Genomic DNA, 24,090 nt, shown 5'->3' with positions numbered 1-24,090 from the left:
AAGACGGAGGTCTCAAGGTTGCAGCTTTTTTTATTCGGCTAAACCGACACGTTCAAAGATCGTGTCAACTTGTTTTAAATGATGGTTGTAATCAAAGGCATCGTCCAAATCAGCTTTGGTCAAAACATCCGTGATTGCTGGATCAGCTTCTAACAATGGGCGGAAATCCGTTTGTTCATCCCAAGCTTGCGCTGTTTTCGGCTGAACCAAGTCATAGGCTTGCTCTCTGGTCATTCCGTGATCGATCAATTTCAACATCACCCGTTGGCTGTAGATCAATCCAAAGGTCGCATTCATATTGCGCTTCATATTCTCTGGGAAAACGGTCAGATTTTTGACGATATTGCCAAAGCGATTCAGCATGTAATCGATCAAAATCGTCGTATCCGGAATAATGATCCGTTCTGCCGATGAATGTGAGATATCCCGTTCATGCCAAAGGGAGACATTTTCATAAGCCGTCACCATATGACCGCGAACGACTCTTGCAAGTCCGGCCATATTTTCAGAACCGATTGGGTTACGCTTATGGGGCATGGCAGAAGAACCTTTTTGTCCTTTGGCGAAGAATTCTTCAACTTCCCGCGTTTCTGATTTTTGTAGTCCACGGATCTCGGTGGCGAATTTCTCAATGCTGGTTGCGATCAATGCCATTGCTGAAAAATATTCTGCATGTAGGTCACGAGGCAATACTTGCGTGGAAATATCTTGCGCACGAATCCCTAGTTTTTCACAGACATACTCTTCGACAAATGGAGGGATATTTGCAAAGGTTCCAACAGCACCACTGATCTTTCCAGCTTCGACCCCTTTTGCTGCCCGCTCAAAACGTTCAACATTGCGTTTCATTTCTGAATACCACAAGGCTAATTTCAAGCCAAAGGTCGTTGGTTCCGCATGAACACCATGGGTACGTCCCATCATCACGGTATGCTTGTATTCTTTGGCTTTTTCGCCAATGATCGTCACGAAACGGTTCAAATCTTCACGAATCAAATCGTTGGCTTGTTTCATCAAGTAGCCATACGCCGTATCAACAACATCCGTTGACGTCAAGCCGTAGTGGACCCATTTACTTTCATCACCCAAAGATTCAGAGACTGCTCGGGTAAAAGCAACCACATCATGTCGCGTTTGCGCTTCGATCTCTAAGATACGGTCGATATCAAAGGATGCTTTTTCACGAATCAATGCAACATCCTCTTTCGGTATCTCTCCTAATTCCGCCCAAGCTTCGTCAGCTAAAATCTCGACTTCTAGCCACGCTTGGTAGCGATTTTGATCGGTCCAAATAGCACCCATTTCTGGTCTTGTATAACGCTCTAACATGTTTTTATCTCCTTTAATCCCAAATATTGGTTTGATAGATTTCTTCAGTGGTTTCTGCAATGTCTTCCGTCAAAATAGTGATATGTCCCATTTTGCGACCGGTTTTTGCTTCTTCTTTGCCATAGTAATGAAATTGCCAAGCAGGTTTTGTGGCAATCAGATCATAGGTTTCTGTCAATTCATCTCCTAAGACATTGACCATGACTGCTGGTGAAAGCAAAGAAACTTCCGGCAACGGCCAGCCACAGATGCCGCGGATATGAGCGTCAAACTGACTCATGGAGCAAGCTTCGATCGAATAGTGACCCGAATTATGCGGACGTGGCGCCAATTCATTGACATACAAGCCGCCGCTTTTGGTCAGGAACATTTCGATGGCTAAAACGCCTTGCAGATCCAAAGCTTTTGCAATAATGTGAGCGATCCGTTTGGCTTCTTCGGCAACTTCTGGATCAATGTGCGCAGGAGCGATCGTTTGATGCAAAATATTGTTACGGTGGATGTTTTCTACCACTGGGAAAGTGGTAAAGGTTTCTCCATTACCGGCAACTAAAATCGATAATTCTTTTTCAAAAGGAATCCATGCTTCTAATTCGCAAGTTCCTTCGCGAAGTAAATTCATGGAAGGCGCCAAATCAGCCGTACTGTAAAGCACGTGCTGTCCTTTTCCGTCATAGCCGCCTCTGGTGGTTTTTAATACACAAGGGTAACCAATGCTATCGATGGCATCTTGGATGTCTGTCGGGCTGATGATCGTGGCATAAGGTGCAATCACGATATTGTTTGCCTCTAAAAATGACTTCTCTAACAAACGATCTTGAGTGATTGCTAACAGATCGGTGCCTTGAGGGATATGTGAGTAAGGCAAAATAGAGTTCAATGCTTCAACACTGACATTTTCAAATTCATAGGTGATTACATCGGCACGTCGAGCCATTTCTTCTAAAGCAAACACATCATCATAGGCAGCAACAATATGCCAATCAGCGACTTGGGCTGTTGGACAATTGGCAGTAGGGTCTAAAACGCCAACCCGAAAGCCCATTTCTTTGGCACTCATTGCCATCATACGACCTAGCTGTCCTCCGCCAACGATTCCGATCGTTGCGTTGGGCATTAAAGGTTTAATCAAGTTGATCACTACTTTCCAATACGATTTCTTTTAATGTATTTCTTCGTGCGTCTAATTTCTCCGCTATCTCTAAATCATACATGGAAAGCATCTGGGCTGCAAGTAGTCCTGCGTTAGTTGCGCCAGCTTTTCCGATCGCCGTTGTTGCTACTGGTACACCACCCGGCATTTGCACGATCGATAAAAGGGAATCCAAACCGTTTAATGCGCGTGATTGGACGGGAACACCAATGACCGGCAATGTTGTTTTAGCTGCCACCATTCCCGGCAAATGGGCAGCGCCACCCGCTCCTGCAACAATGACTTTAATCCCTTTTTCTCGGGCTGTTTCTGCAAATTCGAACATCAAATCTGGTGTACGATGTGCCGAAACGACTTTTTTCTGATAAGGTATCGCTAACTCATCTAAAATCAAGCAGCACTCCTTCATTGTTTCCCAATCTGATTGACTTCCCATAATCACTGCAACTGCTGGTTTCATTCAATTTTCCCTCCACTGAATTTTTACGATTCTCTTCTGAATAAACCTCAGAAGTATTTTTCTTACGAAAATCATTTTGTTAGCAACCTTTTGAAGCTACGTCTGAGATATCCCAAAGGCACATGGCTCTGCTAACATTCACTTTCACCTCTAAATAGTAACGAGTTGCCCGAGCAATGTCAAAATATTTTCGAACTATTAACAAATTTTACTTTTCATTGTTCGCTTTTATCTCAAAGATATGTATTCAACACGTCAGATATCCGATAATAAGACAAATAAAGGAACAATACAAAAAATCCAGACGAATCCTCGTCTGGATCAAATAAACTTACTGTTGCAAGCGCAATTCCGTCACTTCGTCTGTTTCTTTCGGCAGTCCATTAAAGAACAGATTCAAAACAATGGCAGTCAAACTACTCATGACGATCCCATTGCCTGTAAACATTTGAACGGTTTCAGGCATTTGACTGAATAAAGTGGGCATCATATTGAACCCTAAACCAAAACCGATTGATACTGCAATCACTAACAAGTTCTTGTCATTCATAAAATCAACTTTGCTCAGCATTCTCATCCCTTGAACAGCCACCATGCCAAACATCACTAACATGCCGCCGCCAAGCACTGCCTCTGGAATGATCTGTGCGATGGCACCGACTTTTGGAAACAACCCTAATACGATCAAAAAGATTGCTGAAAAGAAAATCGGACGGCGCGTCTTAATGCCTGAAAGTTGAACCAAACCTACGTTTTGTGAAAATCCAGTATAAGGAAACGTATTGAAGATCCCACCAAGGATCACCGCCAAGCCCTCCGCACGATAGCCGCGCTTTAAGTCATTGCCTGTAATCGGTTTTTCAGTAATGTCTCCCAGTGCAAAATAAACGCCTGTGGATTCTACCAAACTAACGATGGAAATAATGATCATCAAGACGATCGACCACAGATCAAAGGTTGGTAAACCGAAATAAAAAGGCTGAGGCAAATGAAACACAGGTGCATGAGTGATGGCAGAAAGATCAACCAAGCCTAATAATGCTGCTAAAATAGTCCCACCGATCAAACCGATCAGTACGGCAATCGAGCGAATAAAGCCTTTGCCAAACACTTGCACGCCAATGATCAGCGCAATCGTCACAAAGCCTAACAATAAATTCGTTGGATCACCAAAGTTAGCAGCTGCGGCATCCCCTCCACCGATTTTGGTGATGGCGACTGGAATCAAGGTCAAGCCGATGACGGTAATCACCGTTCCTGTCACCAATGGAGGGAACAAAACTTTGATTTTCGAAAAAATGCCGGCGATCAAGACAATGAAAATCCCAGCAGCAATGATCGCTCCGTAAATCGCACTGATTCCTGATTTGGTGCCAATCAAAATCAATGGGGAGACAGCTTGGATGGCACAACCTAAAACGACTGGTAGGCCGATCCCAAAAAAGCGGGTGACGACTAATTGCAAAAGCGTAGCGATTCCGCACATGAAAATATCGATCGAGATCAAATACGTCATCTGCGCTTCATTAAAGCCGAGGCCTGTTCCAATCAACAAAGGGACGGCAACAGCTCCTGCATACATCGCTAGCAAATGCTGCAAGCCCAAAACTGCTGAACGGCTATTCGTCTCTTTCATTAGGCATCTCCTTCTAAAAAGCTAACTTGGCCTTCCGACAATGAGGCGATTCGTGCTAAGGAAACAACGGGGATTCCCATTTCTTCAAGCAATTGTCGACCAGTTTGGAATGATTTTTCAATGACGATCCCAATGCCAACGACTTTTGCGCCTGCTTGCTGACACAATTCGATCAATCCTTTTGCAGCTTGTCCGTTTGCTAAGAAATCATCAATTATTAATACCGTATCATCTGAAGATAAGAATTTCTTAGAAATCGATACTTGGCTGGTCACTTGCTTAGTAAAGGAATAGACCGATGCGGTCAACAACTCTTCATCCATCGTCAGACTCTTTGCTTTTCGAGCAAAGATCATTGGTACCTGCAACTTTTCTGCAGTATAAAGTGCTGGTGCGATCCCTGAAGCTTCGATGGTCACTACTTTGGTGATCCCACTTTCTTGAAATCGTTCTGCAAAAACTGTACCGATTTCTCTCATCAACTCATAATCCACTTGGTGGGTCAAAAACTGGTCCACTTTGAGAACCCCTTCACCCAAGACGTTCCCGTGTGTTTTGATACGCTCAACTAATTTATCCATCCTAGCTCTCCTCGTTCCTTTCTATTCCATCCTGAAAAAAAAGACACTCTTTTTGCCAAAGCAAAAAAAGTGTCTAACAGGCACGATTTTTACTTATAGTCCGATATTTACGGTATCGGGTAGAGACTGTCGACCATATTTCGACGATATACAAGTAATTTTTAAATGATAGATTCGATTATGCCTGTCTTTGATTAAAAACACAAGCATGGAATGCCCTTTATAAATAAAAATATTCTCATTTGTGGATCATTTGCTACTCTGGTTTCTCCATATCACGATAGTGCTCCATCTTTTTACTGAAAAGCTCCCCGTTGGAAGGCGGCGTGTAAGTGATCGCATTCGCACCTGCTTCAATCGTTTCTAAGATGCTCTCCTCAGTTGGACCACCCGTTGCAATGATCGGCAGCTTCGGATATTTTTTACGGAAGAAAGCCACGGTATCCGCTGTGTCCTTGCCGGCACTGATATTGATGACCTTCACACCAGCTTCAAGTTTGGCATCAATTTCAGTATACTTACTCGTTACGGTACTGATAACGGGAATATCCACGACTTTACAGACTTGCTCCACAGTTTTCAATGGCGTGGGTCCGTTTAAGACAACCCCGATCGATCCCTGAGCTTCAGCAAACATGCTCATATAAGAAGAGCGGAATCCTTGGGTCAAGCCGCCGCCGACACCAGAAAACACTGGAATATCTGCTGCTTCGATAATTGCTTTCGTAATTGCTGGGTGCGGTGTAAAAGGATAGACCGCTATCACAGCGTCCGCATTTGTATTACGGATGATCGCAATATCCGTAGTAAAAATAATGGAGCGGATTTGTTTCCCAAAAATTTGAATGCCGCTAGCCTCTCGAATAACTTTAGGCACTTTGACGATATCTTTGCGTAAATCAGTGGTGATTTTTGGCATATATTTTTCTTCCATAAGCAGCCAACTCTCTTTTCTTATTGATCAAATCGATTCAATTGGTAGGTTTCAATGACTTGAATGATTTTGCTGGCATAATCTGGATCCGTTGCATACCCTGCATCTTGTAAGGCTTGTGCGGCACTGCGGTAGTCGTTTGCTGTCAAGACATCTACATAAAGCGCAGGATTCCAATCAACACCATTTACAAACAACATCGTATGATCATCCATTGATTCTTCCCAAGTATCATAGACACGAAAATCTCCTTGAATCGTGACCCATTCTCCATTATAAAACTCTTGGGTATCTAATGTCACCTTTTTTGAATGACCAAATGACTTGATGCCAAATAAATTATTGTATTTGCTGGCTAGAGAACTCTGGCCCCAATCTGATTCAAGAATCGCCTGACCTATAATGATACTTGGTAAAATCCCATAGCCTTTTTGCAGTTCTTGCGCGTAAGGAGCAATGCGATCGATAAATTCTTCATGAGAGATCGCTTCAGTATTTGTTTCTTCCTCTTTCGGAAGAGGATCCGCCAAACTATTTAAGGAAAAAATAAAAGCAATCCCAATTAAGAATAACCCTAGAAAGACTAATGGGAAACGAGTCTTCTGTTTTTTTCGTCTTGCACTCATTTTTTCACTTCCTTTGTCTGACTAAACACGTTCTTAGCGAACAAATCGCCTCCACTCATCAACAACTCTTCTTGTGCTCGTTGACTATTTTCTTGATTTCTAGTAAGAGAATCAGTAAAGATCCAGTCCTCCTGCAAAGGATCTGCCAATTCGTGATACGACAGTTCTGCTTCTTTACGAGTGATGTGTTCTTTTGCCTCATCAAGAAACTCTTCGAATGTTACCTCATGTTCTTCAATATATGTCGCCACTTCGACGCCTACATAGCGTAAATGCCATGGTTCATAATCGATTTGGGTAATGTCATGTTTCCCTTTCGGATAACGGATGATGAACCCATACTCTCTCGCATGGGCTTGTAGCCATTTTCCACCGTCTGTAACGCCGAACCCCTCATTGAGAAGTTCGCCTGTATGATTTTGATACCAGTCTTCATCGATTACGTCAATCGCAAGACCGGTATGGTGCTCACTATATCCCGGTTCAGTAAAGGTCAGTTTCGTGATACGAATTGCTTCTTCTTTTGTATTCCCTTGGCGGATCAAGCTATTGACATTGGCATCGAATATTTCCTGTTGATACTCTACCGAACGGTAAGCAGAGACCATGACTAAAGGATGTCCAGCCACCTTTGCTGCCTCAGCTAGTTCTTCGTATGCCGAAACGATTCGCTTGTCCACAAGGTAGCCATTTGATAATTTCCCCAAATCTTCTTGCGCGATTTCGCTGACGATTTTATTTTTTGGTCCTACCAGAGCCAATGACCAATCATTCAATGAGACAGTTGGGAAATCATCTTCGTTCACTTCATCACTAACAGCTGCTTGTTCTTGCGCATCCTCTGAGTATTCCGTCGAAGTTTGACTGCTGGATTCAGTTGTTGCGCTCGTCACTGTTTGAGTAGTAGAACGAGCGATACTTAAATTCTTTATTGGGGTGACTGCGGTCACTCGATTCACTTGTATGGTTAGGAGAACCAAAAACAAGAATCCTGCTGCCGCAGCCATTCCATAATACTTTTTCAAAAAATACCCTACCTTTAATTATAAGTTTCTTCCAGATTTTCTTTAACCCACTCTAACAACTCGATTTTTTCATTGCGGATCTGCTGTTGAACAACAGCGGGCAATCGGAAGTTTAATATATCATCATAACCCCACTCATCATACGTAATACTGACTCTCAAATCAAGGTATTGGGCTGTTTCTTCAGATTCTGTTAACAATTCGACTTTTGCTAAATCGCTAGCTAGCCACGTTCTGGCGATTTGGGTTTTCATTTTTTTGAACTCGACGACCGCTTGATTGCGTTTTTCTGGATAAATGACGGTCTGGCGAATGATTTTTTGGATCAGCATCCATTCATAATCCGAAAACAGCAGTTTCACTTTCTGATTTTCAGCAGGCGATAAACTCATTGTGCCGTTTTTCCAAGCTTCCCATTGCTCCTCAGTGATTCCTAAATGTGTCTCATAAAACTGTTTTTCTGATGTGTATTGCTCGATAATCGTATTTAAAATAATGGCTATTGATACATTATGCATATGTTATCCCTCCTCTTCTATATTTTACTGAAAGTCAGCCGTAATGGAAACTTTTTACGATTGTTTTTGATTATTTTAAAGAATTCATTTCTTTTGTTATACTAAATATGAAGGAGATGATCAATGATGAAAAAATACCGTTGGGGAATGATTGGACTTGGAGACATCGCGACGCAATTTGCCGCTGGTTTTTCCAATGAAGCAAGTGAACTGTATGGAGTCAGCGCCCGCAGTTTGCCAAAAGTCCAGGCCTTTGCCGAAAAATACGCTATCCCCCATGCTTATGAAAGCACAGATGCTATGCTGGAAGATCCGCAAATTGATATTGTGTACATTGCAGTACCTAATGATCTTCATCACGAATTTATTATGAAAGCTCTAATGGCCGGAAAACATGTCCTCTGTGAAAAAGCCATTACGACCAGTGCCGATGAATTAGCTGAAGAATTGACCTTAGCCAAAGAAAAAAATCTGATCTTAGAAGAAGCTATGACGATCTTCAATATGCCGGTTTATGCACGTTTGAAAGAAGAGATCGATGCTGGACGCTTAGGAAAATTAAAAATGATCCAAGCACCATTTGGCAGCTACAAAGATCCAGACCCAAGCAATCGTTTCTTCAATCCAGATTTAGGCGGCGGTGCTTTATTGGATATCGGTACGTATGCTGTTTCATTTGCCCGCTTTTTCATGACGGATACACCAGAAGTGACGTTTAGCAGCATGAAGCCCTTCTCTACAGGTGTGGATGAACAATCAGTCACGATCCTACAAAATCCAGCCGATGAAATGGCTAGTGTCACGCTGACTTTTCAAGCGAAAATGCCTAAAACCGGTATCGTCGCTTTCGAAGAAGGATACATTACCGTAGATGAATACCCTCGTGCGGACAAAGCCGTGATCCATTTCCGAGATGGAACAAATGAAGTGATTGAAGCTGGCGACAGCAGTCAAGCCCTTAATTATGAAATTGCCAATATGATCAAAGCCATCGATGGCGAGATCGAAGGATCGATCCATTTGACCACCGATGTCATTGACGTTCTTGATCAAATGCAAGCTTTTTGGGAACAGCAGTAAAATGAAAAAGACTCCTTTACGCTGATGCCAGATATAACAGGAATCAAAACACATAATACCTAATCATTCACCAATAGGATTGTCAAAAGAAAAGGTAGCAACGGAAGCGAAATTCCGTTGCTACCTTTTTTCTGTTCCAAACCACCACAGTTTTGGCGAAAATACACGCAGAAGAAAATACGGTCATAAGAAGATTTAACACTACCTATAGGCTGTAAAAAAGCTGATAATAGCACCAATTCTTTAAAACGTATCTGCCCATTACTTTACACCCTAACTGTGGAAGATTACCGTGTGTACGATCTTAAAGTGACTTCGGCAATTTTCCTGTCCATTTTAAGTAAGATTTGAGAAGGTTAACTATTCCGATGGTGTTCTGTTAGCTGGCTTTGCGTGTCAGCTAGTTCTTTATTTTGCAAGCCAATTTTGAAATCAAAGACAGTAAAGATTTTTAGCAGGTGTATGCTGATATGGACCTTTGTGCCTACGTCATCTGATCTAGGTAGTTGGGAAAAAGGTATTTCTTTTCCAAAGTCGGAGCCGTTCACTGTAGGCAGCTAACGCGGTAAAATATAGCGTTCGAATTGCATACATATAGCTATTTTACAGTGCGTTCGCGGCTATTGTTTGAATTTAGCATAAAGACAATTCCTGCTTTTACTAATCTGCATATGTGAGGCTTCGAACTAACTTAAAAGAAAATCTTTAACATGTTTATTGAAATCTTTCCCTTCTTCATAGCTCGCGTGTCCCAGCCCTTTATAGAGAAGCAAACGACCGTTTGGGATTTTATCAGCCATCTCCGCTGAAGAATTTGATCCAACTATTTTATCGCTATCACCGCCAATTATGATGGTAGGACAAATTATGTTTTCAAGTTTACTGAAAGTATCGTGTGCCAATACAGCTTTTGCCTGAAGTATGAACCTCTCAAAGCTTTTCGGCTTTCCAACCCTACATAGAAGTGGATACATCAGCCGATATGTTTTCAGTTTTTGGGATGAGTATGTTTTCTCCATTGTATCAATCATCAGTGATTTATAATCATTATTTTCCGCGTAATTCACCCATCCGTTGATAGCTCGATGAAGAGTTTCGTTTGCACGGGAAGTGGTAACAGCAAGAATAAGCTTTTTTACCATCATAGGATAGTCGATAGCAAAGTGCTGGGCTATCATACCACCCTGTGATATACCCATTAGGCAAGCACTTTTTATTCCAAGTTGGTCAAGTGCTGCTTTAAGGTCTTTTGCCATCTCCCTGGTGGTGTACCCATTTTCAATATTTGTTTTTCTACTAAACACATACACCTTAAAATCGTTCAAAAAAGCCCTAAAGTAATACGCCAATTTGATTGCTTGCCCCTCTACAGTTTTTAATCCATCTGATAACCCAGGCAAAATTATCAATGGAGATTTCCCCAGTCCAAATTCCACATAATCCATTTTTGATCCATTGATAGTTACTGAACTTCCTTTGGCACCATAAAACAAGATCTTCAACTCCTTCTAGTCTATAATCCCCTTTTTAAGTATATCTATATAGTCGGTAAGGTGGGTTACATACTCATTCCTAATTTGGTTAATTTCGGATTTATTTCCGTTTTGCACTTCTATTCTTTCGATAAAGTCGGCATTAAAACCTTGTAAAAACCATTTAAGCACATGAAGAACTTTTCTTTTATCCCAATTCAACGATTTCGTATCAACGTTTTCTAATACGCTATAATAAACATTCTGACCAGCATAATTAAATCTTGCTTCAACCTTTCGATAAATTTCTGTATCATTTTTGCTAAATGCTTTGATAATAAGCTTATATTTTTCTGGGTTTTGGATATACCATAAAAATTCCAATTCCGAGTATTGAATTATACGCTCAAACAAGTTGGTTGAAAGGGTGCCTAATTTTTGATATAGGTTTGCGTTTAGCTCGCCTGTGACAAAATCAAGCAAATAAAAATACAAATCTTCTTTGTTTTCAAAGTATTTAAACAAACTTCCTTTACTAATTTCAGAGGCCTTTACAATACGGTTGGTGGAACTATCTGCATACCCGTATTTTGCAAATTCTGAAATACTAACAGAAATGATTCTTTTCTTTTTATCTTCATGCAGTTCATGAAACAACTTTTTAGGCATAAGGTCCTCCGTTCAGTGACCACATGGTCATTTGTTTTCGAAATTTTAGTGACCAGGTGGTCACTAAAAAAATTATACCATACGAAACTCCCGCCATCAATATGTTTATCTGTAAGAGGAACCGATCTTCGGGAGTTATCCTATCTAATTACATGGAATTGGAAGAAGAACATGCAATGGAAGTGGCTATCCAACAGCATCAAGTCAACAGTAAAAAATAAAATTTGGCTAGGGGACATTACCTAAATCCCTCTGAAGGAAGAAACGCTTTATGTATCTGTTTTTATTGATGTCTATAAGAAAAAAAGAGAGCTGATCAATGACGCTCAATTTAGAGGATTTGATCAGGCTCAAATGGAGATATCTAAATAGTTTGAAACTTACTAAACACAAAATTCAACCGCTCTGCTCCGAGCTATCAATTTCCTAATGTCTTTGAAAAAAATTCCACTTACTCTCTTTACTAAGTGTCCAGTTTTTATTGACAACTCCAAATTTTTTCAATCCATAAAAGTCAAACTTTTGGGGTGACCACACGATAAAGCTGAACGAAAAATTGTAGCTATTTTTCCAATGGGTGTATGAAAACCATGTGACTGGCTCGCTGACTGAGAAACTTTTCCTACAGCTATCGAATGGATATGATACTCAACAAAAAGAATGTCTAAAACTGATTACAAGACTGGAAAAAGAAATAGATCAACAGGAATAACAGACTATACAGGTGAAGGAATTTATCTCTAAGTATAAGCAGTTTTCTGAACGGGTCGAATTGATGCCTGCTCTTCTCAACCATGTTGTTAGCAAGATGGTTGAGAAGAGCAGGTAGATTCTTCGCATTGCTATGCTCTTGTTGGGATATTACCGCCAATGAAGCGCTCAAGTTCTGCTTCCTATATTGGTATATTACGGCTGCCTTTTTGGGAGCCTTTTTTAGCGTGCCATTGTTTGCATTTGATCAGAAAAGTCGGCTTTGATTTCAATAAAACTTTTAAAGGTTTGCAGAAACTGAAACAGCTGGGCCCGATTTTCAAATTCTGCTCTTGTTTGCGGCAATGGTTTTTGTCGATAATCTTCGTATAAAGCTGCAATTTTTGCCAAGATCTCTTTTCCATCGTTATTTTCATGAAAGGACTGGGCGGTAAAGGATAGCAGCTCTTGAAACGCATTTGTATAGGCTTCTTCTACCCAAAACAATTGTAATAAATCAACCATTTCCAAGAGTAAGCGCGCTTGACTTTGCCGCATGGTGAAATACTCTTCATAATAAGAGGCTTCTCCTCGCCACTGGTTTTCACTATGAACCATCGCTTGCTGTTTGCCTTGCTTGATTTCTCCTAACAATGCTTGGCAAACATGAGGGAGCGTCGCCTTTTCTTTTTCTGTTAACGCGATCGACATGTCTTTTAAAAGACTTTTAAACGTTTCTTCCACCAACTGCTGTTTTTCTTTCAATGCCCGTTCGCCGTCTGGCATATACAAGTTAAATAAAAGTGCAAAGCCGATGCCAATACTCATTAACAAAAAAGCATTCCCAATCAATGGCCAAGCAAAAGAACGTTCCATCATATAATGGGTCACCAAGACCGAATTGACCACGATCCCATCGGTTAATTTGAAATAGACTGCCGTCGGAATAAATAGGAAGAGAAAAAGAACAAAGCCCAGCGGACCAAAGCCTAAAAGATGAAAGCTGACAAAAGCTAGGAGCGTCGCGATCGCCAAGGAAACCAAGCGACCGATTCCTGTAAAGAGCGAGGTTTTCTTTGTATTCCCAACACTCAAAATTGCGATGATCCCTGCGGCTGGTGCATACAATAGACCGATCTGCTGAGCAAGAAACATGGACAAACCGGCAGCAACTGCTGTCTTCACTGTTCTCAATCCAATTTTCATTTTTGTCACCTCCTTTGAAAAGTATACTAAATTGTGAGGAATAAGACTAGAATTTCTCAACAGCATTGGGTATGATTAAGTAAAGGGGGCATTCTACCATGAAAATGGGGCGTTTTCGCTTAGGTATGCGAACGATAAAAACAGCCATCGCTGTCATGCTTTGTATTCTGCTCTTTCATTTCCTTGATCGCGGCCAGCCTTTGATTGCTGCCTTGTCTGCTGTCTTTTCATTGCGACAAGACCTGACAACAACAATCTCTTTTGGGAAATCACGGGTGTTAGGAAATACGATCGGCGGCGGTACAGCCATTTTTTATTTTTTGACGAAGCAATATTTTCAAAATGATTTTCTGATCGAATTGTTTGTCCTGCCCGCACTGGTCATCTTTGTCATCGTTTTTTCAGATGGCATCAATAACAATTCTGGCATCATCTCTGCCATTGCGACGATGCTGTTGATCACTTCCAGTGTCCCACAAGGGGAATCGATCATCTTTGCATTGGACCGTGTGCTTGATACCTTTATCGGTACCTTAGTTGCCCTGTCAATCAATTTTGTTATTCGACCACCTGAGGAAGAGAAAAAAGATGAGATTCAAGAAGATTTGGTCGTGCTAAGGCAAAAAAAGCTTGAACTAAAAGCCATGCTAGAAGAAGTCCAAGGGGAAATCTCTGAGCAAGAAAAACAAGAAAAATAAAAACAGCCTTTTTCCAGAATGCTTCTGAAAAAAGGCTGTTTTTGTTACTCATTGGCTTTCAAGGCATCGATCATATTGACATGTTTCAACTTGAAATACATCGCGATCCCTACCACGCCTGAAAACAAGCAAGTCAATCCCGCTGCATACACATAGCTCATTGGTTCGACTGTCGGTGAAAACATGGCGATATCAACTTCGATGGTCTGTAAGACAAATTGATGCTGAAGCACCCCTAATAACAAGCCAAAACCAATACCGAAAATCGTTAAAAAGATATTCTCACGAAAGACGTACATCGTCACTTCTCGATCATAAAAGCCTAATACTTTGATAGTCGACAACTCGCGGATCCGTTCCGCTATATTGATATTGTTCAAGTTGTACAACACGATAAAGGCTAATGCCCCTGCTGACGTGATCAAGATCCAAATGACGATGTTCAAGGTTGCTGTCGTGTCATCTAAGGCATCCGCTGAAGCTGAGAGGAAGGAAACATTGATGACATTATCTTGTGCCATCAGGTCAGCTGCGATCGCTTCTTCATCTGTTTTGCTTAAGCGCTGATTGAATTTCAATAACTCACTATTGTAAGCAGGCGTTTCCTGAAAGATCTTTTCGTACGTTTCAGGTGTCAAATAAGCAAAATGGCCCGTGTAGTTTTCTGCGATGGCAGCTACCTTCAGTTGAAATTCCTCGCCGCTTTCATTCGTCAACGTTATCGTATCACCCACCGATAATCCAAACAACTTAGCAAGCTTTTCATTGATGATGGCACCCTCTCCTTCTAGCTCGTAAGCTTCTCCTGAAACCCGATCATTCAAGTGGACAAATCTCGATAAAGCCGCAGGATCTTCTGGCACGGTGACGGTTACTTCTTGCTGCGTGACCCCCGATTGAGCCAACGTCAGACTTTCCGTATGCAAGAATAACCCTGCTTCAAAGCCTTCAATATCTTCTGCGGCGGCTTTTGTTTCACTCATTGCTTCCGAATCCTCATCATCAAAGGTGATCACCGCCTGATACTGCCAGATTTTCTCAAACTGTAAAGGAATGATATTGCTGATAGAATCTCTTAGACCAAATCCAGTCAAGATCATGGAGGTACATCCCGCGATCCCTAAGATGGTCATGAGCATTCTGGACTTGTAGCGAAACAGGTTTCGCATTGTAACTTTTTGAATAAAACTTAAGTGCCGCCATATAACGGTGATTCTTTCTAAGAGAATTCGTTTTCCTGTTTTGGGTGCCTTTGGTCGTAACAATGAAGCCGATGACTGTCTTAAATCAAAACGTAAAACCAGCAACGCGATACCGATGGTGCAAAGCAAGCTGACTCCCACAGCAATCAATGAAAGCCGCAAATACCATGGGGTGTCATACTTCGTGAGATTGTAAAGTGGTCCATAAGCTTGAATGATGATTGCTGGAAAAAAGGAAAAGCCTACTGCTAGGCCCAATACAGCACCTGTGATGCCTGCTGCAGAGGAATAAAGCAAAAATTTCTGTCCAATCTCCCAGTTGCGATAGCCTAGTGCTTTCAACGTTCCGATCTCACTGCGTTTTTCATCGATCATCCGCGTCATAGTGGTTAGACTCACTAAGGCTGCGATCAAAAAGAAAATGACTGGAAAAATCGTCGCTAACGAAGAAACGCGTTCCGCATTGTCTTGGTATTCTGAATAACCAGGATTCGCATCGCGGTTCGCGACACGATAAACTGCCGGTTTTAGCTCCAACAATTCCTGCTCTTTTTCCGCAACTTCTTTTTTGACATCTTCAAGCTTTTCGCGTTCTTTTGGTGCTCTTTCTTTAAATTCGGCTAGCTTTTCTTGAAGGGTTGCTTCGTTTTCTCGGTATTCCAGCCAGCCCTTGTCTAGCAAAGACTGACCATTAGCTTGCTCAGAAGCTAAAGTCTCACGAGCAACACTCAGCTGCGATTCTCCTTGAGTGATCTGGGTCTGAGCCTGTGCCAATTCTTGGCGTCCGGCACTGACCTGGCTCCAGCCAGCGTTGACTTGCTGTTGCGCCCGTTGAAGTTGCACTTCTTGTTCATTGATTGCAGCCAGTTGTCCGCTTAATTGGGCACGTTGTTGCTCACCTTCAGCAATGAGTGGATTCAATGTATCTTCAGCTGCCGTCAGCATAGTAGCAATCATCGTTTCATCGATTTCCTCCAGATCAGGAATCGGACCAAGGACATCTGTCGGTAGGTTCAACTGTGCCAGAGCGGCTGTTACTTGTGCATAGACGGTAGGCAGCTGGGCCATTTGCTCCTCTGCAGAAAGTTGACCCACACTTCTGATTTGATCCATGCCTTGGTATGCCAGCGCAAGTTGCTCCTCCACTTGTTGGGTACCACTTTGTAGTTCTGACTTTTGTGCCGAAATGGGCGCTAACTGGGCTTGGGCTGATTTTACTTGGGCTTCTTGCTGAAGCAACGCTTGTTCGCTTTGATCCAGCAGTCGTTGGTTTTCCGCCAACGCTTGCTTACCCTCAGCTATTTTTTGTGCTTCACTATTCAACTGCTCTTGGGCAGCTTGAATTTCTGTTTGGAAAGCTGCTTCTTGTTCCGTCAGTTCCCGGTGCGCCTGCGCTAATTTTTCTTGTGCGTCGTCGAGTTCCCTTTGTGCTTCTTGCAGAGCCGTTTCTCCGTTGCGGATCTGTTCTTTGGCTTCGTCAATGGCTGGTTGTGCTTCATCGATCAGCTCTTGTCTGCGTCCTTGCGCCCGAGGAGCCAACTTTTTCTCAACTTCAGCACTTATTTGATCTCTTTTCGTCTGATACGCCACTGAATAGCTTTCCATTTGAGATAAGTCATCAAAACGAACTAAAAATCGGGCGTACGCACTTTCTTTAAAATCCTCCTCAGGAATCACCGCAAAGTAATCCACTGTCCCATTACCACCGGTACTGTTCCCCCGATGAAAGTTCTCAATATATTCAGGACTATTGACAAAGCCCACGATCGTGAAGGTATGGGTTTTTAATTGATTTTCGCCACTTTCTGGCAACTCAAAGGATTCATCTAATTCGAAACCACCACTATTTTGTGCCGCTTGATCTAAGGCGATTTCCCCTGATTTTTGCGGCAATCGACCAGAAGTCACCTCATATTGATTGACAGGTCGATCAGTTGAAAGAGAGAAGACACGAATCACAGCACGATGATTTTCGGCATTGATATCAGCGATCTGCTCCGTCTCAACCGCTGTGACGCCAGGCATTTCCTCAATGATTTGCCGATCGGTATCCGACAACCCCAAAGTTGAAGCAATTGTAAGGTCGGCTAATTGTTGGCGAGAAAAGTAATCTTCAGCAGCTTGTTTCATATTAGGGCCGGTGGCGCTGATCCCGACAAAAAAAGCGACTCCTAAAAAGATAATGCCTAAAATGGACAAAAACCGCCCGGGTGCTTGCCTAATTTCACGTAAACTGGAACGTAATAATGTTTTTTTCATAGGCATTTACCAAGAAATAGAGGCAATTGGAATCGGATGAGTATTTTTTTCCATCTTGCGAACCTTTGCGTCATTGATATGGATCACGCGATCCGCCATGGGAGCCAATGCACTGTTGTGTGTAATGATCAAAACGGTCGTCCCAGTCTCGCGAGCTGTTTTTTCTAAAATAGCCAAAATCTGTTTTCCCGTTTCATAGTCAAGTGCCCCAGTTGGTTCATCACAAAGCAGCAGTTTGGGCTTCTTGGCTATGGCACGAGCAATCGTGACCCTTTGCTGTTCACCGCCAGACAATTGTGCAGGAAAGTGATCCAAGCGATCACCTAATCCAACTTGGGTCAAAATCTCAGCTGCATCAAGTGCTTCGGGTACGATTTGTGCCGACAGTTCCACATTTTCTCTAGCCGTCAAGTTCGGCACCAAATTGTAAAATTGAAAGACAAATCCGACGTCTTTGCGACGATAGGTCGTTAGTTGTTTAGCATCAAAACCAGCAATATCCGTTCCATCGACAATCACTTGGCCGCTGTCACATTGATCCATCCCGCCTAGTATGTTCAAAACGGTGGACTTACCGGCGCCACTAGGACCAAGGATCAGCGCGATCTCGCCTTTCTCTGCGGAAAAAGAGACGCCATCATTGGCAGCAATCACCGTATCGCCCATTGTGTATTTCTTCACTTCTTTCACTACTTCAATATAACTCATTTTATTCCTCCAAGAATTCCAGCGCCGCATGCGCTTTCTCGCTTAACAGTGTATCACACTTTTTCCCTTGAAAGAAACCGCAAAAAAGCAGCACAAGGTCGTGCTGCTAAAAAACAAGTCATTTATTCAAAGTGATCCAGATTGGCAAAAGCAAAACAAATCATTTTGTGTGGTCCGCAATTCTTTGTTGCGTTTCTTGCCATAGTTTCTGTGCTTGTTGCTGCTCCTTCGGGATCTCGGTTAGGACTGCTTGACGATCAACAAAGTAGCGGCCACTGATACCCGCAACGTCTGGACTTAGCGCTAAGTAAATCGCTGTATCTGCCCCTTCTTCGGCTGTTTTAAAAAAAGGCGTCAACATTTTATAAATAGATTGACCAAATCCTGTTTGTCGACTGACACCTAAGCTGGTCGCCACAGCTCCCGGATGCAAGGAATTAGCAGTAACGGTCGTATTGCGTAGCTGGAACGCAAGCGCATCCGTAAATAAAATCAGGGCTTTTTTTGAGCGGCCATATTCCCGCCAAGGGAAAAAATCCGGTACATCGAAAAAGCGCTGATCCTTTTTCTTTACAAATTTGTAGGCGCCGGATGACACATTGACGATCCTGCCGGCATCGGCACGTTTTATTAGCGGCAATAACTGACGGGTCAGTTCAAAATGCCCCACGTAGTTTACGCCCAGCATTTGTTCAAATCCATCGGCTGTTCGCTCTTTTTTTAAATTGACGATGCCCGCATTATTGATCAGTACATCCAATTTCTCAAAGCGGGCGTTGATTTCAGCGGCTGACTTGCGTACGCTAGCCAACGACCCCAAATCACCGATCACTAGATCGATGCTTGGATTGCCTGTCTCTTCCTTCAAACGTTGCTGTGCTGCCTGCCCTCGTTCGGCAGAACGGCAATACAAAATCACATGCATCCCCAATTCTGCCAATTGTTTGGCTGTTGCAAAGCCCATACCGGCATTGGCGCCGGTAACTAAAATCGTCTTCAAATCCCCATCATCTCCTTCATAGGATGTCGTTTTCTTTCATCATAACTGAAAACAAAAAAATCTGCTCAAAAAACAGATCAAGAGAAGCTCTCTTCTTGTTTCTTTAAGCAGATTGTTTTATTTTACGCCTGGTAGCGGCAGACGCCATCTAAATAGGTGGCTGTTACATTCATTTCTTGATCCAAAACAATAAAGTCAGCTGGGCGACCTTGTTTGATCATGCCGCAAGCATGGTCAATTTTACAGCTGATTGCTGGAATCAAGCTGGCCATCATGACCGCTTCTTGAGGGGTAGCGATTCCCCAGTCTACTACATTTTTCACAGCTTCTTTTAGTTTCAAAATACTACCAGCAAGATTGCCAGTTTCCATTCGAGCCGTTCCGTCTTTCACCACTACTGGAAATTCACCTAAAATATAATCACCATCTGGCATGCCGCCAGCCATCATACAGTCAGTGATCAAGGCAACATGGTCGTGACCAGCTTTTTCCATCAAAATCTCAGCTGCTTGAGGATGCACATGGTGGCCATCACAAATCAACTCTGAAAAAACTTCTTTTAATGAAAGTAGGGCACCAACCATTCCAGGCTCGCGATGGTTTAATCCGCGCATACCGTTGAATGCATGAACAAAAACGCTAGCACCAGCTTCAACTGCTGTTTGCGCTTCTTGTAATGTACCGTTACTATGGCCTAGAGCAACCACTACGCCTTCTTCCGTCACTTGCGAAACAAACTCACTCACACCTTCTCGCTCAGGAGCCAAGGCGATTTTTTTGATAATTCCACCAGAAGCTTCTTGCCATTCATGGAAGGTATCGATATCAGGATCACCAAAATAAATTGGATTTTGTGCACCTTTATGTTCTTCAGTAAAGAATGGGCCTTCAAAATAGATCCCTTGGATTTTTGCTCCTGTAACTTCGTCTTTGACTTTCCCAACGGTTTCAGCAACATCCCGCAACCGTTCTTTGCTGGATGTTAAGGTTGTTGGCAAGAAGGAAGTCACACCACATGATAAAAGGCCTTCCGACATGGCTTTAATGCCTTCTGCATCGTTGTCCATCACATCATGGTTCATAAATCCGTGGATATGAGTATCCACAAGACCCGGTGCTACCCATTTGCCTGAATAATCTTCTACGTCTGCACCAGAAGGGACTTCATCGACGATCGCTCCGAATTTCCCCTCTTTGACCTCCAGGTAACCAGGGCCATGAACCGCTGATTTTAGAAAGAATTTGTCTGCGTAAATATATTTATTCATCTTGATCGCTCCTCTATTTCTTTTCTTCCTTAAAAGTACTCTTATTTAGGGAAGAAGTCAAGAAAGGTCTACACCACTTTGTCAGATTGGCGAATATCCATGACAGCACGATACAGCTGAAAACTTTTTTCGGCTGCATTTTCTTCTTTCAGTCTATAAAGTAAGTGTCCCTTCAGTTCAAACAATTCTTCTAGAAAATACAAACTGTTTTTTTCTCTGGCTAAGGAAATGCCTTCGTTCGTTACCTTTAGCGCGAGGCAATCTTCTTGTTGCTCCTTTAAAAAGACCGCATAATTGTAGTAAATTTTGGTCAATGATGTGGAGAGACGTTCCGGCGGCAGTGCGTGCATGGCATCGTAAGCTTTTTCTAAGTAAAAACGAGCCTCACCCAGTTGCAGCAAATCACTATAGACGCGGCCCATGCAGCTCAGGATACGAATTTCCATCACCGAAACATTGGTCTTATCCTGTTGATAGGAGTAGGCCAGTCCTTTTTTCAGCGCCTCAAGGGCGGCATCATAGTTTTGATCGAGGAAATAATCACAGCTGCCTAGATAGTAGTAATACATTTGCATATCTGAATCCAGATACAAATAATCCTTGATCGCCTTATCTTCCATTTTTTCCCGCATTTCTTGAAACTGCTTATGGACAAAATGTGATTCGATTTCGGCAAAGATTTGATTGGTTTTGTTGATCTCTTCCGAATGAAGCATCATTACTTGATCTAAGGTGACTCCTAAGCGTTGGCAGATTTGGTACATCACCCAGACATTCGGCAACTCTTCGTTGTTTTCAATACGGCTTAAAACACTTTGCGAACAAATATCTTCCGCTAACATCTTCTGTGTCATCTTTCGTTTCAACCGAATCGAACGGATATTTTGACCAAAAGATTCTTCTTTTTTCTTCATAATCGTCCTCCAGGGGGAATTCTTATAAAAACCGAACGTTTCTTGTCAAAAATGCGAATTCGCATTTTTAATTTTCTTTATTTTAGCACATAATGACAAAAAGGAAAGCAATTTCAAGAATGTCTTGTTATTTTTCCACAATTTCAAATGAGGTGTTAAGATGACGATCGACAGTACGATCTTTTTTACATGGGATGGCAAGAAGTATCAAGGGATCATCGAACGAGAATATGAGAACTCTGTTCTGGTTCAAGTCACCGATCCTAGTGCTGAAATGCTGGATAAATTTACCAATCGAATGATTGTGAGCAAAAAAATTTGTCAACCAGTTGCCGAATAAAAACATAAGCACCACTCCCTCACGGTTGTTGAAGGAGCGGTGCTTTTTTATATTCTTATTTCTGACGATAGGACGCCAAAAATTCTGTCATTTTTTCAGCAGTCGTTTTTAAGTCTTCCATATTAGGAAGATAAACGATTCGGAAATGATCTGGCTGTTGCCAGTTGAACCCACCGCCGTGAACCAGCAAGATGTGGTGCTCGTGTAAAAAGTCTAAAACAAATTGTTCATCATTGGTGATATTAAAGCGTTGAATATCAATTTTAGGGAAAATATAAAAGGCGGCTTTCGGTTTCACCGCTGACAATCCCGGAATGTCATTGATTGCCTTGTGGATAAACGCTCTTTGTTCATAAATACGACCACCTGGTAATAGTAACTCATCAGAACTTTGATAGCCTCCTAATGCGGTCTGAACGATTTGTTGCGATAAGACATTCGAACACAGTCGCATCGAAGATAGCATATTCAAGCCTTCGATATAGTCTTTCACATGGGACTTGTCGCCACTGAGGACCATCCAGCCCACACGGAAACCTGCCACTCGATGAGACTTAGACAAGCCACCTAGCGTCACAACGAATCGATCTGGCGCTAATGTAGCAATCGGCACATGGACATAATCATCCATGACTAATCGGTCATAGATCTCATCAGAGAAAATGATCAAGTCATGCTCACGAGCAACGTCGACGATTTGCTCCAAAATTTCTTTTGGATAAACGGCTCCTGTTGGATTGTTCGGATTAATAATGACGATCGCTTTGGTTTTGCTGGTGACCTTGGCTTTGATGTCCTCGATATCAGGATTCCAATCTGCTTGTTCATCACAAATATAATGGACGGGCTTTCCGCCAGCTAATGAGATCGAAGCAGTCCACAAAGGATAGTCAGGCATCGGCACGAGCACTTCGTCCCCATTGTTGCACAAACCTTGCATGCACATCGTGATCAGCTCGGAAACACCATTACCTGTGTAAATATCATTGATGGTCACATCAGGAAATTTCTGTAATTGATAATATTGTTCGATCGCTTTACGGGCAGAAAAAATCCCTTTCGAATCAGAATATCCTTCCGATTCTCGCACGTTCATAATCAGGTCTCTAACGATCTCATTTGGGGCTTCGAACCCAAAAGGCGCGGGATTCCCCGTATTTAATTTCAAGATACTGATGCCTTCTTCTTGCATCCGATCGGCTTCTTCTAAAACTGGGCCGCGCACATCATAACTGACCCCTTCAAGTTTTGACGACTTCGAAAATTTCTTCATATTCCATTTCTCCTTTAACCATAGGTCAACGTCAGGTTATTGGTTCTCGTCGTTGATCTCTTTTCAGATTGAACCTATTATAGCAAAAAACTTTTACCTATGGCGAAATTTTTTTGCTTCTCCTTCATCTGTGCTTGTCCCGCTCTCATCTCGTAAATAGTGCGACAGTCAGTAATTTTCAGGAAAATACGTCAAATACAATTCATTTAGTGCCAAGTGCCCCACAGAAAAATCAGTGATCCCTGCAGCGATAAACCGTTGCGGTAGCTGAGGATCGCTGATTTCTATCAGATAGATCCGTCCTTGCAGATCGATGGTCACCGTCGTTAATTCTGGAAAAGCCACCAAAAAATCTACCGAGTCCGTTTTTAAGTACAACGGTTGATTGACTAACGACTTGCGACCAAAGTATTCGTGAATGATCTTGCCGTCTTTTAAAAACAAGACCCGATCCGCGTAGGAATCCAAATTCGTCAAAATATGCGAAGCAATCACGATCGCTTTCTTTTGCGCTCGCAAGGCTTTTAATACGTTAGAGATCAATTCCACATTGGTCGGATCCAAGCCATTCATGACTTCATCCATCAGCATATAAGGCGTATCCGTCACGATCTGCATCGCAAAACAAAGACGTTGCCGCATGCCCAGCGAATAGGTACCCACAGGACGTTTGATATAGTCACTCATCCGCAAACGATCAATCGTTTCTTCCACTAAGTGTTCCTCTGAACGCCACATTCGCTGATACAGCTTGAGATGCTCGAAACCACTCAAATCATTGTACAAATCATTTTGGTCAGGAAAAAACGAAATTTGTTGATGCGCTGCCACTTCTGATTTTTTGGTCACATATACTTGACTGCCATTCAAAAATACTGCGCCTTCATTCGGCTGGATGAAATTCATCGCCACATTCAATAGCGTGGATTTCCCGGTGCCGTTAGGGGCGACTAACCCGACGATTTCCCCGGGAGAAAAGGCAATGGAAAGCTGATCCAATACTTTTCTCGTATACGTGACCGTCACATTTTTCAGTTCTAACATATCGT

General features: G+C 42.4%; 22 protein-coding genes and 1 riboswitch. Of the genes, 3 read left to right on the top strand and 19 right to left on the bottom strand.

Features of this window, described 5'->3' with window-relative positions; all coding sequences use genetic code 11:
* Positions 1 to 30: 30 nt before the first annotated feature.
* The 9 genes from purB to A5882_RS11990 all read right to left on the bottom strand — a co-directional run bounded on the left by purB (position 31) and on the right by A5882_RS11990 (position 8,262).
* Positions 31 to 1,329 carry an adenylosuccinate lyase gene (gene purB, locus A5882_RS12030; protein WP_008381467.1) on the bottom strand — a complete coding sequence of 433 codons (1,299 nt, stop codon included), beginning with the start codon at positions 1,327 to 1,329 and terminating at the stop codon, positions 31 to 33.
* A gap of 13 nt (positions 1,330 to 1,342) precedes the next feature.
* Positions 1,343 to 2,461 carry a 5-(carboxyamino)imidazole ribonucleotide synthase gene (purK, locus tag A5882_RS12025; RefSeq protein WP_172634721.1) on the bottom strand — a complete coding sequence of 373 codons (1,119 nt, stop codon included), beginning with the start codon at positions 2,459 to 2,461 and terminating at the stop codon, positions 1,343 to 1,345.
* The gene (gene purE / locus A5882_RS12020; RefSeq protein ID WP_005236418.1) at positions 2,454 to 2,942 is read right to left on the bottom strand and encodes a 5-(carboxyamino)imidazole ribonucleotide mutase; all 489 of its coding nucleotides are present in this window, start codon (positions 2,940 to 2,942) and stop codon (positions 2,454 to 2,456) included. Before purE ends, purK begins: the two co-directional genes overlap by 8 nt.
* 331 nt (positions 2,943 to 3,273) lie before the next feature.
* Positions 3,274 to 4,578: a nucleobase:cation symporter-2 family protein gene (locus A5882_RS12015; protein WP_016613324.1), complete on the bottom strand. Its 1,305-nt coding sequence runs from the start codon at positions 4,576 to 4,578 to the stop codon at positions 3,274 to 3,276.
* Positions 4,578 to 5,159 carry a xanthine phosphoribosyltransferase gene (locus A5882_RS12010; RefSeq protein WP_016613323.1) on the bottom strand — a complete coding sequence of 194 codons (582 nt, stop codon included), beginning with the start codon at positions 5,157 to 5,159 and terminating at the stop codon, positions 4,578 to 4,580. Before A5882_RS12010 ends, A5882_RS12015 begins: the two co-directional genes overlap by 1 nt.
* Before the next feature lie 76 nt (positions 5,160 to 5,235).
* Positions 5,236 to 5,333: riboswitch (purine riboswitch) on the bottom strand.
* An 82-nt stretch (positions 5,334 to 5,415) separates the two neighbouring features.
* Complete coding sequence (locus A5882_RS12005; protein ID WP_008381475.1) at positions 5,416 to 6,093, bottom strand: hydrolase; 678 nt, start codon at positions 6,091 to 6,093, stop codon at positions 5,416 to 5,418.
* A 20-nt stretch (positions 6,094 to 6,113) separates the two neighbouring features.
* Positions 6,114 to 6,719: a glycoside hydrolase family 73 protein gene (locus A5882_RS12000; RefSeq protein ID WP_005236425.1), complete on the bottom strand. Its 606-nt coding sequence runs from the start codon at positions 6,717 to 6,719 to the stop codon at positions 6,114 to 6,116.
* Positions 6,716 to 7,726 carry a M15 family metallopeptidase gene (locus A5882_RS11995; RefSeq protein ID WP_086372959.1) on the bottom strand — a complete coding sequence of 337 codons (1,011 nt, stop codon included), beginning with the start codon at positions 7,724 to 7,726 and terminating at the stop codon, positions 6,716 to 6,718. The genes A5882_RS12000 and A5882_RS11995 overlap by 4 nt, the downstream gene beginning before the upstream one ends.
* Positions 7,727 to 7,758: 32 nt before the next feature.
* On the bottom strand, positions 7,759 to 8,262 hold the full coding sequence (locus tag A5882_RS11990) for a hypothetical protein (RefSeq protein ID WP_061054010.1): 504 nt from the start codon (positions 8,260 to 8,262) through the stop codon (positions 7,759 to 7,761).
* Between the two features lie 123 nt (positions 8,263 to 8,385).
* Here A5882_RS11990 and A5882_RS11985 point away from each other — a divergent pair, with 123 nt between their 5' ends.
* Positions 8,386 to 9,342, top strand: coding sequence for a Gfo/Idh/MocA family protein (locus tag A5882_RS11985; RefSeq protein WP_086372825.1), 957 nt, complete (start codon positions 8,386 to 8,388; stop codon positions 9,340 to 9,342).
* 686 nt (positions 9,343 to 10,028) lie between these two features.
* Here A5882_RS11985 and A5882_RS11980 read toward each other — a convergent pair.
* The 3 genes from A5882_RS11980 to A5882_RS11965 all read right to left on the bottom strand — a co-directional run bounded on the left by A5882_RS11980 (position 10,029) and on the right by A5882_RS11965 (position 13,379).
* Positions 10,029 to 10,835 carry an alpha/beta fold hydrolase gene (locus A5882_RS11980; RefSeq protein WP_228100673.1) on the bottom strand — a complete coding sequence of 269 codons (807 nt, stop codon included), beginning with the start codon at positions 10,833 to 10,835 and terminating at the stop codon, positions 10,029 to 10,031.
* A 15-nt stretch (positions 10,836 to 10,850) separates the two neighbouring features.
* A complete protein-coding gene (locus A5882_RS11975) occupies positions 10,851 to 11,483 on the bottom strand; it encodes a TetR/AcrR family transcriptional regulator (RefSeq protein WP_086372824.1) in 633 nt (210 codons plus the stop codon).
* Positions 11,484 to 12,416: 933 nt separating this feature from the next.
* Positions 12,417 to 13,379: an aromatic acid exporter family protein gene (locus tag A5882_RS11965; protein WP_086372822.1), complete on the bottom strand. Its 963-nt coding sequence runs from the start codon at positions 13,377 to 13,379 to the stop codon at positions 12,417 to 12,419.
* A gap of 98 nt (positions 13,380 to 13,477) precedes the next feature.
* Between A5882_RS11965 and A5882_RS11960 the strand changes: the two genes are divergently transcribed.
* Positions 13,478 to 14,077, top strand: a complete 600-nt coding sequence (locus A5882_RS11960; RefSeq protein ID WP_086372821.1) for an aromatic acid exporter family protein — start codon at positions 13,478 to 13,480, stop codon at positions 14,075 to 14,077.
* A gap of 44 nt (positions 14,078 to 14,121) precedes the next feature.
* Here A5882_RS11960 and A5882_RS11955 read toward each other — a convergent pair whose 3' ends face one another.
* The 5 genes from A5882_RS11955 to A5882_RS11935 all read right to left on the bottom strand — a co-directional run bounded on the left by A5882_RS11955 (position 14,122) and on the right by A5882_RS11935 (position 21,428).
* Entirely contained in the window at positions 14,122 to 17,544 is a 3,423-nt protein-coding gene (locus A5882_RS11955) for an FtsX-like permease family protein (RefSeq protein ID WP_086372820.1), read from the bottom strand.
* A complete protein-coding gene (locus tag A5882_RS11950) occupies positions 17,545 to 18,246 on the bottom strand; it encodes an ABC transporter ATP-binding protein (protein WP_086372819.1) in 702 nt (233 codons plus the stop codon).
* Between the two features lie 160 nt (positions 18,247 to 18,406).
* On the bottom strand, positions 18,407 to 19,246 hold the full coding sequence (locus tag A5882_RS11945; protein ID WP_008381487.1) for an SDR family oxidoreductase: 840 nt from the start codon (positions 19,244 to 19,246) through the stop codon (positions 18,407 to 18,409).
* 122 nt (positions 19,247 to 19,368) lie between these two features.
* Positions 19,369 to 20,514 carry an N-acetylglucosamine-6-phosphate deacetylase gene (gene nagA / locus A5882_RS11940; protein ID WP_005236444.1) on the bottom strand — a complete coding sequence of 382 codons (1,146 nt, stop codon included), beginning with the start codon at positions 20,512 to 20,514 and terminating at the stop codon, positions 19,369 to 19,371.
* Between the two features lie 68 nt (positions 20,515 to 20,582).
* The gene (locus A5882_RS11935; RefSeq protein WP_008381491.1) at positions 20,583 to 21,428 is read right to left on the bottom strand and encodes a helix-turn-helix transcriptional regulator; all 846 of its coding nucleotides are present in this window, start codon (positions 21,426 to 21,428) and stop codon (positions 20,583 to 20,585) included.
* A 160-nt stretch (positions 21,429 to 21,588) separates the two neighbouring features.
* On the opposite strand from A5882_RS11935, the gene A5882_RS11930 reads away from it, so the two are divergent.
* Positions 21,589 to 21,768, top strand: a complete 180-nt coding sequence (locus tag A5882_RS11930) for a hypothetical protein (protein WP_005236448.1) — start codon at positions 21,589 to 21,591, stop codon at positions 21,766 to 21,768.
* A gap of 55 nt (positions 21,769 to 21,823) precedes the next feature.
* On the opposite strand, the gene A5882_RS11925 is transcribed toward A5882_RS11930, so the two are convergent.
* Complete coding sequence (locus A5882_RS11925) at positions 21,824 to 23,041, bottom strand: pyridoxal phosphate-dependent aminotransferase (RefSeq protein WP_005236450.1); 1,218 nt, start codon at positions 23,039 to 23,041, stop codon at positions 21,824 to 21,826.
* A gap of 168 nt (positions 23,042 to 23,209) precedes the next feature.
* Positions 23,210 to 24,085, bottom strand: a complete 876-nt coding sequence (locus A5882_RS11920; protein WP_086317263.1) for an ABC transporter ATP-binding protein — start codon at positions 24,083 to 24,085, stop codon at positions 23,210 to 23,212.
* Positions 24,086 to 24,090 lie beyond the last annotated feature (5 nt).

Source organism: Enterococcus sp. 4E1_DIV0656 (genome assembly GCF_002140695.1).
Lineage (GTDB): Bacteria > Bacillota > Bacilli > Lactobacillales > Enterococcaceae > Enterococcus_D > Enterococcus_D entomosocium.
The sequence above is the reverse complement of the archived record's forward strand: the minus strand, read 5'-3'. Positions and strand labels throughout refer to the sequence as shown.